Origin of the sequence: Clostridium sp. FS41 (assembly GCF_000954015.1) — a bacterium.
Classification (GTDB): domain Bacteria; phylum Bacillota; class Clostridia; order Lachnospirales; family Lachnospiraceae; genus Enterocloster; species Enterocloster citroniae.
The window spans coordinates 186,194-203,221 of record NZ_JYHN01000059.1 but is presented as its reverse complement, the minus strand read 5'-3'; the positions used below and the strand labels follow the sequence as shown (position 1 = coordinate 203,221).

Annotated in this window: 15 protein-coding genes; 3 read left to right on the top strand and 12 right to left on the bottom strand. The window is 49.5% G+C overall.

What is annotated here, in order from left to right; genetic code table 11:
* Positions 1–30: 30 nt before the first annotated feature.
* The 10 genes from CLFS41_RS13000 to CLFS41_RS30735 form a co-directional block, all read right to left on the bottom strand.
* Positions 31–1,935: a sucrose-specific PTS transporter subunit IIBC gene (locus tag CLFS41_RS13000; RefSeq protein WP_045092665.1), complete on the bottom strand. Its 1,905-nt coding sequence runs from the start codon at positions 1,933–1,935 to the stop codon at positions 31–33.
* Between the two features lie 262 nt (positions 1,936–2,197).
* Positions 2,198–3,187, bottom strand: a complete 990-nt coding sequence (locus CLFS41_RS12995) for a LacI family DNA-binding transcriptional regulator (protein ID WP_045092509.1) — start codon at positions 3,185–3,187, stop codon at positions 2,198–2,200.
* Positions 3,188–3,338: 151 nt separating this feature from the next.
* Positions 3,339–3,698, bottom strand: a complete 360-nt coding sequence (locus CLFS41_RS12990) for a YccF domain-containing protein (protein ID WP_045092508.1) — start codon at positions 3,696–3,698, stop codon at positions 3,339–3,341.
* Entirely contained in the window at positions 3,698–4,156 is a 459-nt protein-coding gene (locus tag CLFS41_RS12985) for a hypothetical protein (RefSeq protein WP_007858514.1), read from the bottom strand. The genes CLFS41_RS12990 and CLFS41_RS12985 overlap by 1 nt, the downstream gene beginning before the upstream one ends.
* A gap of 371 nt (positions 4,157–4,527) precedes the next feature.
* The gene (locus CLFS41_RS12980) at positions 4,528–5,523 is read right to left on the bottom strand and encodes a spore photoproduct lyase family protein (protein ID WP_007858515.1); all 996 of its coding nucleotides are present in this window, start codon (positions 5,521–5,523) and stop codon (positions 4,528–4,530) included.
* A 145-nt stretch (positions 5,524–5,668) separates the two neighbouring features.
* A complete protein-coding gene (locus CLFS41_RS12975) occupies positions 5,669–6,064 on the bottom strand; it encodes an SRPBCC family protein (protein WP_045092507.1) in 396 nt (131 codons plus the stop codon).
* Entirely contained in the window at positions 6,061–6,918 is an 858-nt protein-coding gene (locus CLFS41_RS12970; protein WP_045092506.1) for an effector binding domain-containing protein, read from the bottom strand. The genes CLFS41_RS12975 and CLFS41_RS12970 overlap by 4 nt, the downstream gene beginning before the upstream one ends.
* Before the next feature lie 180 nt (positions 6,919–7,098).
* Positions 7,099–8,889, bottom strand: coding sequence for an ABC transporter ATP-binding protein (locus CLFS41_RS12965; protein WP_045092505.1), 1,791 nt, complete (start codon positions 8,887–8,889; stop codon positions 7,099–7,101).
* Positions 8,870–10,624 (bottom strand): ABC transporter ATP-binding protein, encoded by a 1,755-nt coding sequence (locus CLFS41_RS12960; protein WP_045092504.1) that lies wholly within the window; start codon positions 10,622–10,624, stop codon positions 8,870–8,872. The genes CLFS41_RS12965 and CLFS41_RS12960 overlap by 20 nt, the downstream gene beginning before the upstream one ends.
* Before the next feature lie 101 nt (positions 10,625–10,725).
* Positions 10,726–11,868: an HD domain-containing protein gene (locus tag CLFS41_RS30735; RefSeq protein ID WP_052665712.1), complete on the bottom strand. Its 1,143-nt coding sequence runs from the start codon at positions 11,866–11,868 to the stop codon at positions 10,726–10,728.
* A 580-nt stretch (positions 11,869–12,448) separates the two neighbouring features.
* Here CLFS41_RS30735 and CLFS41_RS12950 point away from each other — a divergent pair.
* The 3 genes from CLFS41_RS12950 (at position 12,449) to CLFS41_RS12940 (ending at position 15,368) form a co-directional block, all read left to right on the top strand.
* Complete coding sequence (locus CLFS41_RS12950; RefSeq protein ID WP_007858530.1) at positions 12,449–12,781, top strand: helix-turn-helix transcriptional regulator; 333 nt, start codon at positions 12,449–12,451, stop codon at positions 12,779–12,781.
* Entirely contained in the window at positions 12,774–14,300 is a 1,527-nt protein-coding gene (locus CLFS41_RS12945) for a permease prefix domain 1-containing protein (RefSeq protein WP_045092503.1), read from the top strand. Before CLFS41_RS12950 ends, CLFS41_RS12945 begins: the two co-directional genes overlap by 8 nt.
* A 144-nt stretch (positions 14,301–14,444) precedes the next feature.
* Positions 14,445–15,368 carry a DUF4397 domain-containing protein gene (locus CLFS41_RS12940; RefSeq protein WP_007858541.1) on the top strand — a complete coding sequence of 308 codons (924 nt, stop codon included), beginning with the start codon at positions 14,445–14,447 and terminating at the stop codon, positions 15,366–15,368.
* Between the two features lie 163 nt (positions 15,369–15,531).
* Here CLFS41_RS12940 and CLFS41_RS12935 read toward each other — a convergent pair whose 3' ends face one another.
* Together CLFS41_RS12935 and CLFS41_RS12930 are read right to left on the bottom strand one after the other, a co-directional pair.
* Positions 15,532–15,876 (bottom strand): DUF3788 family protein, encoded by a 345-nt coding sequence (locus tag CLFS41_RS12935; protein ID WP_347468433.1) that lies wholly within the window; start codon positions 15,874–15,876, stop codon positions 15,532–15,534.
* 53 nt (positions 15,877–15,929) lie between these two features.
* Complete coding sequence (locus CLFS41_RS12930) at positions 15,930–16,793, bottom strand: DUF1266 domain-containing protein (protein ID WP_045092502.1); 864 nt, start codon at positions 16,791–16,793, stop codon at positions 15,930–15,932.
* Between the last annotated feature and the right edge of the window lie 235 nt (positions 16,794–17,028).

Genomic DNA, 17,028 nt, shown 5'->3' with positions numbered 1-17,028 from the left:
CGCCTGTGCTCCGACTGTCTGCAGTCATTTTTATTTATATACGGCAACCGCCCTGGTATCTTTGTCTACCTGTGAATCAGCGGATCGCCGGATCCTCAGACCTGCTCCCTCAGGTAATATCATCATGGTCTGTGGATTCAGCCCTTTTTCCCGGATGAGATCCAGGTCTGCCAATATCAGCTGATCCCCCTGCTTTACAGTGTCTCCCTGAGCCACATAGGCTTCAAAGCCCTGGCCGTCCAGCTGTACGGTGTTGATCCCTATGTGAATGAGGACCTCCACACCTGATTCTGTCCTGATACCCACGGCATGCCTGGTGGGGAACAAAAGTGTGACCGTTCCGTCACAGGGAGCATACACCATGCCGTCCTCCGGGTTGATCGCCACTCCATCTCCCAGTGCCTTTGAGGCAAACACCTCATCTTCGGACCGTTCAACGGGAATCATCTCCCCTTTCATGGGCGCATAGAGTACGGCTGTCTGGGTATCCGGTGTCTCAGGTGCCGGTAACCCTGATACAGGCGCAGCCTTTGTGCTGTCCTGTTTCTCAAGCCCAAACTTTTTCCAGAATACAATGGTCAATGCAAAGGATACTCCCATGGAGAGAATGATCCCGATGGCAAAGTTCATATAATGATCCGGTTTCATGGAGATGAATCCGGGAAGGCCGGCTGCTCCCAGTGCCTGTGCCAAGGTCTTGGTCGCCGCCAGATAGGCGCTTCCCACTGCGGAACCTGCCATGGCCGCATAGAATGGATATTTTAACTTAAGGGTCACACCAAACATGGCCGGCTCCGTGATCCCCAGAAGTGCGGATATGCCGGAGGCGGAACAGATGGATTTGATCTTGTCATTCTTTGTCATCAGAAGTACGGCCAGCACAGCCGCGCCCTGAGCCACATTGTTCATGCTGGCCGTGGAGAAGATGAAACTGCCCCCGGTATGAACGCTGTCGGCAAGAAGCTGTGTCTCGATGGCAATAAAACTGTGGTGCATTCCCGTCATGGTAATGGGTGCATAGGCAAAACCGAATAAGGCTCCGCCCACAGGCCCCAAGGTATTATAAAGCCATGTGATCCCGGCCGCCAGCAGATTGCCCGCCTCCCTCAGGACCGGTCCCACGAAAATGAACGTAAGAAAGGAGGTTATAAGGATGGATAGCAGCGGCGTGGTCAGGTTATCCAGCCAGGACGGCGTCACCCTGCGCAGTCTCTTTTCAATATTTGCCAGGATCCATGAAACTGCAAGTACGGGAAGCACGGTTCCCTGGTATCCGATGGCCGCTATCTGAAATCCGAATATATTCCACATGGGAGGATCCGCGATTCCGATCTGGTAAGCGTTCAGCAGATCCGGATGGACCATGATCATTCCCATGGCGGCTCCCAGAAACGGGTTTCCCCCAAATTTCTTTGTGGCGCTGAAGCCTATGAGTACGGGCAGGAATACAAAGGGTGCATTGGCAAACGTATTAATGGCAGTGGCCAGTCCCTGCCACTGGGGAAACAGGGCAATGACCGCCTGGCCGTGGATCAGAGGTGATGTCAAAAGGTTGTTAAGGCCCATCAGCAGACCGCCTGCAACAATGGCCGGAATAATGGGTACAAAGATATCACTGAGCATTTTAATAAATCTTTGAACCGGATTTCCCTTTTCCTCATTCTTATCCTCCGGCTTTTCCTCCATGACACCCAGCTGCTTCTGTACTTCTGCGCAGACCAGGTTTACGGTGCCCGAACCGAAAATGATCTGAAACTGTGACTGTGTGAGGAATACTCCCTTCACCCCTTCAATATCACTGATGGCCTCCTCGTTGCGCAGTCCGTTATCTCTCAGCTGAAATCGCAGCCTTGTAGCGCAGTGGGCAACTGATCTGATGTTCTCTTTACCGCCTACATACTGAATTACCAGACCTGCTATTTTTGCGTAATCCATAATCTTTCCCCTTCCTTTACATTCAATCGTCCTTGGCGGATCTGCGCGGGCGTCCGTCATGCGTCCATGACATGATTCCCCTGAGGCGTTCTGCCCATCCTCCGAAGGTTTTTGGTATCGGTTCCATACTTAAATATTAATACCTTTTGCCCTATATGTCAATTGAAATTTGGCACCGGTTCCATTTTTATGTGTAAAAAAATGCAGGGCTTTTTTGTGCACATTGTACAGTCATCAATGATACGCAAAAAAGTCTCTGCACTCATTTCCTTTTTTTTACACTTCCCCCCTCAATCATATGGTAATCTACGATCTGTTTTTTCGGCACCGGTTCCTCCTTTATAATCTTAAGAAGGGTCTCCGCCCCCAGGTATCCCAGACCGTAAGAGTCAAATTTCAGGGTTGTAAGTTCCGGCTTTAAAAGGGTACTTTCATCATAACCGCCAAAGCCCACCACGGATACATCCTCCGGCACCCTGAGCCCGCGCTGGTCCAGCACCCTGTACGCGCCAAAAGCCAGACGGTCCGTGGCGCATATCAAGGCGTCAAGGGGACCCTGGTCCAAAAGCTCCTCAGTCATCCTGATTCCGCTCTCATAGCTGTAATCCCCCGACACTGCCGATACATTGTCCACGTTCCACTCTCTCAGGCCGTCCAGCACTCCTCTCTTCCTGGTAATGCCCACGGCCTCATCAGACTCATACACCCCCAGATATCCCACACGCACAGGATGTTCTCTTCCGATATAGGAGCCCATGGCCTTCCCTGCCCCATAATCATCATAGACAACACAATTTCCCTGGTCATAATCCTGGGCCAGCACCACCACCGGTATGGGACTGTTCCTGATCAGTTCCCTGTGTTCCTCTGTAATGGTAATTGCGCTGAGCAGAATGCCATCCACCTTCAGGGTGATAAGGCGCTGTATGTTCTTTAATTCCAGTTCCACACTGTGATCCGAATCTTTGATCAGCGCCTCATATCCCTGTTCCCTTAGAAAGCGGCCGATGCTTGTGACCACCCTGCTCGTGATCTTGGAGTTCAGGGTGGGGAGCACCACGCCTATTACATTGCTTTCCCTTGCCTTCAGCCTTGCAAACGCATTGGGCTCATACTTGTACTCCTCTATGATCTCCTGGATCTTTACCCTGGTGGACTCTTTTACGCTTCCTCCGTTAAAATACCTGGATACCGTACTTTTGGTGACACCTGCCATGGAGGCGATATCATCCATGGTAATCTTCCCCGGCATATCCAACACCCTCTTCCTGTCAATCTCCTGTCAATAAAGCCGGGCGGTGTGCTGCCCGGCTCCCTTCTATGTGCTAGTATAGCAGAAATGCATCTGAATGTCCTCTGTTTTTTGCCGGAAACAAAAACCGGAAGCAAAAATCATCAGTCCTTTATACGACCCGGCTACCAAAGGGCATCAGCGCCAGCTTTGCCAGCTTAAACTGCTGCAGCCCGAATGGGATCCCCACAATGGTCATGCACAGCAGTGCTCCGATGATGGCTGATTCAATAGCCAGGGGCAGACCCGATACCACCAGCCAGATAATATTGAGCAGCAGAGAACCCGCCCCTCCTCCGTATACGACTTCTTTTCCAAAGGGAAAGAAGCTTAATCCCGCGAACTTAAAGCATTGCATACCCACCGGTATTCCTATGATGCTTATGCACCACAAACACCCTGTGAGGAGCCAGCTGAGACCGCTGATGCAGCCTCCGAATATAAACCATAACACATTTCCCAGACAACCCATTATTCATCCTCTCCTTTCTGTGGATCAGCCAACGATGACTGAAGATCATACAGCTGGCCGCGTATACGTGTTACCCTGTCCACAGCCTCACGTACCTGGTCTGATGCCTCGTTGATCTTGGACTGTACCATCCAGTCAGCCACGATTCCGTCAAAGAAATAGTCTGCGAATGTCAGAAAATTCCCCACATCCAGTTTAAATTCCCCCGGAAGGTCCACATCCAGCAGTTCCCGCTTCAGCCTGCGCAGCTGCAGCCTGGCGGACTCCATGGACTGCCTTGCCTCATCCATTCTGGAATGCTTCATAAAGGTGCCAAACAATCCTCCGCCCAGCATATCCCATATGCCCCAGCCAGCTGCCTTTGACAGGTACTGCCTTGCCTCCTCCAGGCTTGCCAGCGCCCTGTTGGCCGCCGCGATCGCCTCCGGTATTTCCTTGTACATGTTCTTTTTCTCCATAACAATCTCCTTTCTGTCATCTGACACTTAAAACATGTGCGCGGCAGATGGTGTTAGGATTCGTTTACGATATTTAAAAAGACTTCTATCGTGGTCGGCATCTGCCACAATAAAAGTCTTGCACATTTCATTTTATACGGGTGCTTCTCAGCACCAAGAAGACGATTTAAAATCCACCTGTGAACATCTGCTTCCAACTGGTCATACAAAGGTGGTTCGCTACTCCCTTTTATTAGAATGTATTATAACATTGCTTTCATACGGTGTCAAATACAAAACTTTGAATATTATATTAACATTTTGTGACAGTTCAGGACAGCTTTTCCCATTGGTGGTTGGTCCGGCCGTCCACGGCAGCCCCCGCTCTCCCGTCAGCTTATATAGAGGATGGGGACCGGGCCCAGAATCCGGTTGATCTCAGCCCTTAGAAACAGTTCCGCATCCGCCCTTGCCTCATTGCGGTAACAGTACCTGCCTCTGCCGCGCCCTGTCATCATGCCGCTGTCATACAGGTCCGGGGCATTGGGAAATGCCTCGCTGTTTATGGCTCTGTGCACATAGGAGTAGGTCATCAGGATAACTTCCAGGAACATCTGCTTTTTCATGCGTTCTGTCAGCCCGGCCTCCAGTTCCTCCAGCAGGCCGGTATAAAGTTCTCTCCAGTTTTCCGTAAGGATGACCGGCGCGATCAGAAGTCCGCAGGGATACCCATGGTCACACATGCGATTGACAGCCTCTATGCGCTGGGCCAGGCTGGATGTGCCTAACTCGATCCGGCTGATGACGGACTGGGGATTCACGCTCATGCGAAAGATCACCTTTTCCCTGTGATCCAGATCCAGGATCGGATCCACCATATGAAACTTCGTGGGAAATGTAAGCTTACCTGCGCCCTCCAGTGCAAAACGGGAAATGGTATACTGCAGATTGCCCGTAATGGTATTTTCCAGCACCAGGTCGCTGTTGCTCCCTATCTCAAAGGTAAGGGGCTGCTCGCTGGTCCTGGCCCGTTTAAGGATACGGTCAAGCATCTGCTCTCTGTTTACGAACAGGCGCAGATAGGCACATTTGTTGTAATTGCACACCAGGTAGCAATACAGGCACATGGCCGTACAGCCGGAGGAAGTGTATGGCACAAGATAATCCGACACCTTGTGATTCTCCACATATTTGTGTGTCTTTCTTATACCGATTATCAGGTTGCGCTTCATATGGCCAAACTCTGCATTTGGTTTTTCCTGCATTTCTTTAATGGAATTATGGCTCTGGATGGGGATCCAGGGCAGGTCCCCAAAATCATCCTTTAACTTCTGTCCCAAAGGGTAGGAAAGACTGTCCGGTTCATAATACACTGCGTCAAATTTCATGATCTCACCTTTCATCGCATGGATTTATCCCTGTTAGTATGCTCCGGATGAATCATGATTATCTTATCTGTCGGCGATTTTATTTAAAAATCTCCGGATTCCCTTCCCATCCCCGACTGTGCGGATATCAGCCGTCCGCATGTCGTCATTTTCCCAACTCCTTTTTCAGATCCCTGATATATGCGCTCTGCTGCTTTTTCAGATACATTTTTGCAAAAGGTTTCATGACTGCCTTTTTAACAGTCACCTGTTCCGTGAAATCAACAGTTGTCTGCCCGCTGTTTTCTGAGAATATGCCTATCCAGTGCCCGCTTATGTTATCATTTTCCATATCAAATTCCCATCGCTCCATGGGTATGCATGCGGTCACTGTAAAGACAGTGGAATACCCGCTTTTTGTATGCTCTATAAAAGTCTTATCATCCTGTATCTCTATCCTGTCCAGATCTCCTCTCCATTCATAATGGTCCAGGGAGGTCACAGTGTCCCAGACCCTTTTTATATCCCGGGGCAGCACTGCTTTTATAGTTGACTCCGTCATATCGGTCGCTCCTTTCCAACTGTCACCGGCAGCCAATATTCATATTGGGCATGGTCAGGATCAGCATGTATGTAAAGTTCCACATCCGGGGCTGTTCCGTATTCATAACCGGAATTCGGAAGCCATTCCGTTACCACACGGCGCTCCAGATCCTGTAATGTGCGGTTGGTACCCTCCCCCGGAAATATGGCCCACATGGAGGAGGGGACCGTGTATTCCTCAAATCCATGGCCCGTCCGTGTGGTGGGAACCGCAATATAGTATTTCCATACCTCGCGGCTGCCGCAGGCTGTCAGCCCCAGCAATCCTCCCGGTTCCCGGTCCATGATTGAAAACATCCTGTCAATGGTACCGTCCATTACTGCCCGGTCCCACATATCCGGCACGGTCTTAAAGTTCTCCTCCATATCTCTAGCCAGCACTCTGGATATACCGGCAACCCTAAAGCAATCCCTGCGCTCGATCCTGTAATTCAGTTCCTCCGTCCCCTTTACCACCAGCTTAAAACTCAGGGGCGGATATGTCTTTAACATCACCCCCTCCTGTTTTGCCCGGGAGGGTGCCATGCCATGGACCGTACAGAAGGCGCGGGTAAAGGCCGTGGGGGAGGAATAACCGTACTTCAGGGCAATGTCAATGATCCTTCGTCCCCTCTGCAGATCCACTGCTGCCAGGGACATTTTCCTGCGGCGGATATATTCAGATAAGGGGATATCGCTCATAAACGCAAACATTCGCTGGAATTGATAGGCGGAACAGCACACGATTCTTCCAAGGGCCTCGTAGTCAGTCTCTTCTGTAATATGTTCCTCAATATACTCCATCGCCTGGTTAAACCTGCCCACCCATTCCATAAATATCCCGCTCCTCTATCATACGAAATTTTAGTTCCTTTATCCTCTCATTTCATGCACAAAATTGAGAGGCGCCCTTACCTTTGGTAACAGCCGCCTCTTAAATCATGCTCTTCTATTATAATGCATTAGATCCAAAGGGGCAAGCCGCTTTGGTATCCTGGCAAATATCCATGGATTTTAACCGTTTTCATTTGCAAACTGGCTGTTATACAGCTTTGCATAAAGACCATCCCGGGCTATCAGATCCCCATGGGTCCCCACCTCCTTAATATCCCCTTCCTGCATGTATAAGATCATGTCCGCATCCTTGATGGTGGAAAGCCTGTGGGCGATCACAAAACTGGTCCGCCCCTTCATCAGGACTGCCATGGCTTCCTGGATCAGTACTTCCGTGCGTGTATCCACGGAGCTGGTCGCCTCATCCAGAATCATGATGGGACTGTCTGACAAAATAGCCCTGGCAATGGTCAGAAGCTGCCGTTCACCCTGGGCCAGGTTCGCAGCTCCCTCCTGCAGTACAAACTGATACCCGTCCGGCAGGGTATGGATAAAGGTGTCCGCCCTGGCCGCCCTGGCCGCTTCCATCACCTCTTCATCCCCCGCATCCAGTCTGCCATAACGGATATTTTCCATGATGCTGCCTGTAAACAGCCACGTATCCTGGAGGACCAGGCCAAAAACAGCCCGAAGATCCATACGCCGCATCTTTTTGATCGGAATGCCGCTTACAAGGATCTCTCCGTCATTCACATCATAGAAACGCAGCAGCAGATTAATCAGCGTGGTTTTGCCCGCGCCGGTGGGCCCCACAATAGCGACCTTGCTTCCTGGTTCCACCCTAAGGCTCACATCATGCATCAGGGTGTGATATGGCAGATATCCGAATTTTACATGCTTAAATTCCACGGAGCCGTCCACTGATTCCAAAACCACGGGGTGTTCAGGATCCGCGACTTCCTCGGTCTCATCCATAAATTCAAACACCCTGGCCGCTGCCGCTGCCGTGGACTGGAGGACATTGGCGATCTGCACCGTCTGGTTAATGGGCTGTGAAAACTGTCTCAGGTATTGGATAAATGACTGGATCATACCGATCGTCATTCTGCCGTCAATTGCAAAGGCACCTCCCACGATTACCACAAACACATACCCAAGGTTTGCCATTCCCTGGGTAACCGGCATCATGGTGCTGGACATAAACTGGGATCTCCAGCCGCTGTCATACAAGGTCCTGTTAGTTTCCTCAAATTCATCAATGGTCTCTTCCTCCGTGCCGTAGGCGCTGACAATGGTATGACCTGTGTACATTTCCTCCACATACCCGTTCAGTTCCCCCAAGGTCTCCTGCTGGTTCTTAAAATATTTCTGTGAAGCCCCTGCTATCTTCATGGAAAAGACAAGGGCAAGGGGTACGGTCACAATACCGATCAACGTCAGGATCGGGCTGATAAAGAGCATCATGGCCAGAATACATAGGACGGACGTCACAGCTGTGACGATCTGCTCCAGACTCTGCTGCAAACTGTTGGATATGGTATCCACATCATTGGTGATGCGGCTGAGCACATCCCCGTAGGTATTTGTATCAAAATAGTTCAGGGGAAGCTTTACAAACTTCCGGTCAATGCCGTTCCTCAGATCGCGGATGGTCTTCTGGGAAACCCTCACCAGGATGACCGTACTGATATATTTAAAAACAGCGTAGAGAATATAAATGGAAGCCAGAAGGATCAGTATAACAGCAAACCTGCGTATCTCACCGTAGACCGGCTCCCCTCCTGTTACAAGTCCTGCCAGGGCATCCGTTGCCATTCCCAGCACAAATGGGCCGAAACTGTTAAAAAGGGATGAGAGGATGATAAAGACAACCGAGACGGCCAGACCTTTGCGATAGGGTCCCATAAAACGAAGAAGGCGCCTGAAAACAGCATTGGGATCCGGCTTTTTATTATGGCTGCTTGGTTTCATTTTTCCCTGCCTCCTCCTGGGTGAGCTGGGAATACACAATCTCCCGGTATACCTCGCAGCTCTTCATCAGTTTCTCATGCCTGCCCTGGCCAACACACCGGCCATCCTCCAGCACCAGGATCCTGTCCGCATTTTTAATGGTACTGACCCGCTGCGCCACCAAAATCACAGTGGCGTCACCGGCTTCTGTCAACAGAGCCGCTCTCAGGGCCGCGTCTGTCTTATAATCCAGCGCTGAAAAGCTGTCATCAAACAGATAGATCTCCGGTTTTCTGGCAATGGCCCTTGCAATGGCCAGACGCTGCCGCTGTCCGCCTGATACATTGGAACCGCCCTGGGATATGGGTGCCTCAAACCCGCCCTCCTTGGCAGTGACAAAATCATAGGACTGCGCAATGGATACCGCGTGCTCCACATCCCTCTGATCCGGATGTTCCAGGCCGTATCCCACATTTTCAGCAATGGTTCCATTGAAAAGAAATGCCTTTTGGGGCACCAGACCGATCTTACCGCGAAGTGTCCTAAGCTCCATATCCTTTACATTCACCCCGTCTACCAGCACCTCTCCCTGCTGCACATCATAAAATCTGGGAATCAGGTTCACCAGAGTGGATTTGCCGCTTCCTGTGGAACCTATGATTGCCGTAACCTCCCCGGGCGCTGAATCAAATGATATGTGCTCAATGGCCGGAGCCTCTGCGTGGGGGAAGGTGAACGTCACATCCCGAAAGGATACATATCCCCTTCTGTCCGTTTCTGTCACCCCATCATCACGTCCGGACACGGCGGGCAAGGTTTCTAACACTTCATTGATCCTGCCCGCAGAAACCGCTGCCCTGGGATACATGACAAATATCATGGACAGCATCATCACCGACATCATAATCTGCATCACATACTGGATCACAGCAATGATGTCCCCAATGGGAATCGCTGTATGAATATTGATGATCTGGTATCCCCCAAAGGCAATGAGGGCAACCATGGTCGCGTACAGGATCAGGCTCAGCCCGGGTATCATAATCCCCATGATACTGTTCATGCGGATGGTATTGAGCATAAATTCATCATTGACCCTGTGGAATCTCTGTTCCTCAAACTGTTCCGTCCCAAAGGCTCTGGCAACACGGATCCCTGTCAGCTTCTCCCTGGTGACAAGGTTGATCTCATCCAGCTTTTCCTGCATCTTTCTGGACAAAGGCGATGCAAGGCGGGCTATGATCAGGACAAAGGCGATCATGACAGGCAGGGAAATGATCAGGATCATGGACATGGTCGCACTTTTTGCCAGGGCCAGCACCACCCCGCCAATACACATGATGGGAGCCATCAGGCAAACCTTAAGAAGCATATTCATGAAAGTCTGGACCTGGACAACGTCATTGTTGGTTCTTGTGATCAGGGATGAGGTGGAAAAACCGTCAAATTCTGTCTGGGAATAGAACTGTACCTTTCGGAATATCTTACTCCGCACAATCTTCCCAAAGCCAACGGATGCAAGGGAAGCAAAAAAACCGGTTCCCACACTGCACACAACCCCCAGCAGCACAAACAACAGCATGGTTCCTCCAATTGATACCACCTGTACCTTATCCCCATTCGGAATCGCGGTATTGATCACCTCCGAGAGATACATGGGCAGGGCAAGATTGGCGGCCACGGAACCGACCACGGTGATAAAAAGCAGCAGAAGCGCCCATTTAAACAAAAACAATTCCTTATACATATGTTTCATGCCAGACCTCCAGTATATATCTGGTCACATTATGCGCTGTTTGCCTATGATCAATACCTTTTTTGCCGTGGACAAGAAAAAAGCCGCCTTTTTTGGCAGCTTCAGAAATCTTTGATGGTAAATCCCCGGTCCCGGATCAACACCTCATCCAGAATTGCCCTGATCCTCTCCACCTTCTCCACTCTCTCGGCAATGTACCTGGGGTTCTGGCCCGTCACATCGCAGCGGCGGACCTCAAGAAGCCTGCGAAACTGATCCTCTCCCATTCTCTTAAGCCAGGTCCGCACACTTTTCCTGTTTTCATGCAAGTCCACATCATGATACCTGACCAATTCCACGATCCTGTCCCTTAAAGTTCGGTCAAACTGCAGCCTGCCCAACACCTCATCCGTGATACAGGCAGAAACAGATCCATGTCCATAGAAATGTCCCACCCCCTTCTCATCCTCTGTATAGCAATGGGGTTTTCCAATATCATGAAACAGGACCACCAGCCTGACGATCAGATCACCGTTTGCCACGGACAGGGCTTCCAGCGTATGCCGCCATACGTCATAGGCATGGTATGGGTTGTTCTGTTTAAATCCCACCATGGGCTTAAGCTCCGGTAGGACCTCCATGAAAATAGGCTGGGCACATCTGATTTGATACACCAGGTCACTTATATTACCGGAGAACATCTTTATGATCTCATCCCCGACCCATGGTCCGGGAACTTTTATCAGCCTGTCCTTGTGGGCAACGGCTGAGTCCAGGGTATCTTTATCGATCCCATACCCCAGCCGGACTGCGAGGCGGACGCAGGACAGGATCTCCTCCGCCTTCCATACATCCTCCGGCTTTCCTATACACCGGATCCTCTGGTCCGCCAGATCCTGCCTACCGTCAAAGGGATCGATCAGCCCCACCCCCAGCCCATAAGCCATGGCTTCAATGGTGAAAATGCGTTGCTCCAGCTCTCTCTTCAGATCGGTCATATCACCGGCCACATCAACCCGGTCACATGGCTGGTATCTGCAGGATCCCGGGGCTTTCCGTCTGTCCCCGGGAACCATTTTCCCCTGGGAAAATATACCGGCCAGCTGTTCCTTGGGAGCTGAGGTACAGATCTCCCAATTTTCAGGACAGATTCCCAAAAGGCTGTCCCGGACACACTCCCCCACAATATATGCTTCATACCCTTTCTGCTCCAGTTCCTGTAATATACATACAACAGATGAGGGCATATCAATTTCAATTTTCAATTTTAACCTCCGGTTTACCATTTCCATGGATTATAGAAATGTTCCAGAACACCATGCTCAGATGGTGCCCCGGAAATTTGAGTTGTGAATGTGTTCCATCAACAAAATATTAATGAGTTGGACCATTTATGTGTATGGAATCTTAATATGGACCAGGTATATATTAAAATCATACAAAAGTACGGAAAGGAGATGGATCCATATGAAAAAGGATATGATAAATGACCTGAAAGGCCTTGCTGTCATGAGCGTCATTGCAGTGACTATCATAACATTGAGATTCCTTATCTGGTTCAGATAATACGATCTGAAACAATCGGTATCCGTATTCACCTGCATCAGATGGGCCCTTTGTCTAAAACTCACCCGCTAACATAAGCATACACTGTATTTTACAAATTATCAATATGCCCGGCCGCGATTGAACGAGGATTCTCCCTTGACATACATAGATAATCCAGGTATAATGCAACATATACCTGGATTATCTATGTATGTGCCTTTTATTTTCTTTCATTGGCACACCAACGATATGAATGGGAAACGGATCATAGCAGGTTACAAACAAGGAGGTCACTCTATGGACAAACGCTATATGGCTCTTGGCACTTCCATGCTGGTGCTGAGGCTTCTGGAACAGGAAAGCATGTACGGGTATCAGATCATCCGGGAGTTGGAACAGCAGAGCCGGAATGTATTTCAGCTTCAGGAGGGCACCCTCTACCCCATCCTGCACAATCTGGAGGAGCAGGGAGCTGTCAGCAGCTACCGGCAGACAGCGGACAGCGGACGGATCCGCAAATATTATGCCATTACTCCCACCGGAAGACTTTTGCTGGAAGAAAAAGCCAGAGAGTGGGAAATCTATCAGACCGCCGTCAACCAGGTGATGGGGGGTGTTGTCTTTGGATAAGAACTCCTCCCCTTCCCCTACTTCCCACTTTCTTAAAGAAGTAACTGAACAGATCTCCTACAAGCCCCTTCGGCCCTCCATCCGTCAGGAACTGGAATCACATATTCAGGACCGCATGGAGGACTACGAATCCCAGGGGCTTTCCCCCAAGGAAGCAGAAGCTCAGGCCCTGCGCTGTATGGGTGATGCAGCCGCCATCGGAACCAGACTGAACGAAGTCCACAAGCTTCAGAAAGCCCCGCTGCTCACAGCGGCCACCGCCCTGCTGCTGCTCACAGGACTTGCATTTGCCATATTCATGCAATGGCGGCCGGTCCAGATCGGAAACCGCTTTATTTATTATATCATGGGCGTTGCACTGCTGATATTGGTTGCTTTACATGGATATCCTCTTTTGATCCGATACCGGAAGATTCTTGTATTATCCGTATGCCCCCTGTATCTGGCCGCCAGGGCAGGGATCTTCCTGCTCTCAGAATATCATGGGTATGTGATAGGAAATTCCACAATCGCTTACTGTGCCATACTGCTTTCCGCGCCGGTGATCACAGTGATTTTGTATTGTTCCCGTTTACATAAAAGGCAGTTTCTCATCACCGCTTCCCTGTGTGCCGGCATCTGGATGCTTCTGGTATATACATCCTGTCTGCAATTATATGATACAGTTCCCATTATGTCACTTCTCAGCATGCTTGCCACCCTGTGTTATATGGCCCGGAACTCGGTTTTTTCCGGAAAACGCCATGCACCTTGCATCGGCTTTCTGGCCGGGCTGGTACTGATAGGAAGCCCTGTGCTCCTCACAGGCACCGGCCGGAACAATGCTGCAGCATTTCTTTCCCCGCAGTCAGCGGTTCACAGCACATGGGATGATACTTATAACGGCATCCTGATCCAGGAACTCCTGTCAAAAACGCCGCTCACCCATGGATTGGAACTGTCTGCGGAGAAAATGATGGAATACGGCTCCGGTGCATGGTACTTTGAATCCCGGGATTTCAGGCAGGTCGGACTGGATATCACCGGTACACGGACCGTACGCCGGCAGCTGGAGCTTCATGAAGTGTCCAACGCGCTTTGGGAACAGGGATATATGCCCCGTTACCTCCAGTACCACGCAGGTAATGTAACCCTGTGGGATATCCTTCCCATACACTATTACAACAACTATATAATCGCAGTGGCCATCCTCCTCTTTGGATGGATTCCAGGCCTGTTCCTTGTGGGGGGCATCGGATTATTTTATCTGATCCTTTTCTCCTGCATCGGACGCATACGCGGACTGCTGGCTTCATCCCTTGGATTTTGCTGCGGCCAGTGCCTGCTTTGGCAGGGAGTGTTTTATGTGCTGGGGAATTTTGGATATCAATACGGCCAATTTCCTAATATGCCATTGCTTTCAGAAGGACGGTTAAGCATCATGCTCAATCTTCTTTTGTTAGGTTTGATATTCTCAGCCTACCGCTTTGATCATGTAACGGAGGAACCGGTAAACTATACTCCTGTTCCCTCCCCGTGATGTTTTCTCCCCTCTCCAAAAGTGCTGACCCTATCAATCAACCTATCAATCAAACGCCATCCGTAACCGTGTGCAGCAGACATGTACGGTCACTCATTTATAACTATTGAATATACTAAATTAAAAGAACAACTAGGAAATACGATGAACCTATTTAAAACAATACCACTTACCGCTGCACAACTTACAAATGATTCGTTTGACGCCGGCTTTATGGTTGACCCAGACACTGCGGTCGATCCGGCATTTTCCGTTGACCCGGACTTTTCAGTGCCAGACTATGATGTAATGATCCCTTCGGATGATGAAGATATCGACCCGGATTTTTCAGTTATGCCACCCGTTTATCCTGACCGGCCATTTCCCGACCGGCCATTCCCCGACCGCCCGTTTCCTGACCGGCCATACCCCGATCGGCCTTATCCCGACCGCCCTATTTATCCTCCATTTGTTCCAACACCCATGCCCTGCCTTTTCTGCAATAACGATCAGTGGGTACGGGGCGCGATCCGTTTTCTGAATGCGGCAACGGGATATAATGCATTTACCATCTACATTGACAACCGCCCTGTTTATTCTAACCTTAATTTTCCTGAACTGACCCGTTATCAGCAGGTTTCACAGGGATACCATACCTTTGCGGTGGTGGGGAACGGATACACCTATGTACGGAAATCCATGTATATTGGGGATGGGATGGCTACCATTGCAATTATCAATTCCTCCACAGGGCTGGATCTGACCTTAATTGCAGATACCACCTGCCCTATGTCCAACGCGAACGCATGTTTTCGTGTATGTAACCTGGCCTATTACAGCGGTGCCGTCAATGTTGCCCTTGGAAATATCTACTTCAACTCTGTCCGGTTTAAACAGGCAACCAGCTTCAGTTCCATGATGAGCGGAAGTTATACGGTTCATGTTTCCCGTTCCGCCAGGCCGGAAACAACATTGCTCACCACAACCATCAGCATGAGGCCCAGACGTATCTACACCCTCTATGTATTAAACTGGAATCCATCTTCTGATGCGATCCAGACATTGATGGTGGAAGACCGGAGAAACTGACAAGAAAAACAATCCCTTGGTTTTTCTGGGATTACCTGTTATGTTTAGCATTTGACTCCGCATTCATGGGATAAAAAGAACTGCTGCCCCTGTACTTCACTTCATGGTCAGCAGTTCTTTTTGTGCCTGTTATTATATATCTGTTATGATGAGCATTTTACAGTTAATATTGTTTGAATATCCTCATGATTCCTCTCACAGAGGACCCTGTATTGGACCCATCCTCCATCCCGCAGGGATACCTGTTATCTATCAATTCCTGCGTATACCGGCTCACATGTCTGTATACCGACTCAAACTGTTTATTTGATAATCGGGTCATCACGGTAAACGAATTATATTCAGGAAATACATTACAGATGAGATTCTTTTTCTTCCTGTGAGCAATCCCCCAACCATATTGATTTCCATAGGGAAACACAACCTGCGGTTCTGTTTGGAAGGTTTTTTCCAACCATTCATTGAGGTAAGTAAATAATTCAGCATTTTCGCCGCAATACCCTGTCATATCAGCTACTGTGGGCTTTACCTGTTTGTTGAGCATTCTTTCATACATATTGATCACCAATACTTTACAAGTGCTTTATCCCATGGAATCCATTTATCTTCATCATTCTGGTCCATAACTTTTTTGATTTGTTCATAGGCGGCTTCTCTTTCTTTGCTCTCCCCATGTCCAACCGAACTGTCCCACTGACGGTATGCTGTCATATAGTGATCAAAAAAATCTTCCCACGAAGAAAACGACTGCTGGATCGTTGGAGCCATGGCGTACTGCATGGTCCTATACTCAACCATATCCATCCATCTGGCGCCTCTCATGGAACTGCACAGCATCATGGCCCTGCTGAAATCCCATGCTTTCACTGCTTTGTCATCCGTTGCCACCCCTTCACTAAAAAGATGGTTGACCATGGAAATCCCACCCTCTTTGTCTGTTATTCCCCAGTCCCGGGCCATAAGCGTCTCATCCGATGGCAGCTGAGTAAAATGCAGATCCGCCCACACCTCTTTTTCATCCTTATATTTTGTGTGGATTCCATAGGTCTGATCCATCCACTGCACACAGGTAGATCCGAAAAGCGCATCCTCCTGATCCATGGCAGCCAAGACTCCCCGTCCATCTGTTGTTATCACCTTATGGTCTCTCCATACGTCCGTGCCCGTGTATTTAAAAAGCTTTCCATCCGACATAAAGCTGTAAAGATACCCATCGATCAGATGATTTCCGGTGAGCATTCTTCCATCCGGGCCAAGATAATAGGTGTCACCATTTGCATTGATCCATTGATCAGCCAGCCTTTGTTCATTCTGATAATAGTACCAGCCGCCCTCCTGCTGCCGCCATCCATCCATGGCATAGGACGCAAAGGCTACCGACAGTGTCAAAGTCAGCGTTACAAAAGCCATCAACACATTTCTCATCACAAATCCTCCTTCTCCATTCATTCCCTGCGGTTCCTAACCTGACGTTCTTTGGCGCCTATGGGAATATGTTCTATATGATCAATGATATCATTTAGATGGTTTTATGGCAATCGATGGTTTGGCGTTTCCTCCCTCCGCCTCACGGATTTGCGGATCTGCTCCTGACTGCTGAAAATAAAGATAGCGCTTGGCCGCATTAACTGTAAGTATTATAGCTGCAATATGGAGTGCA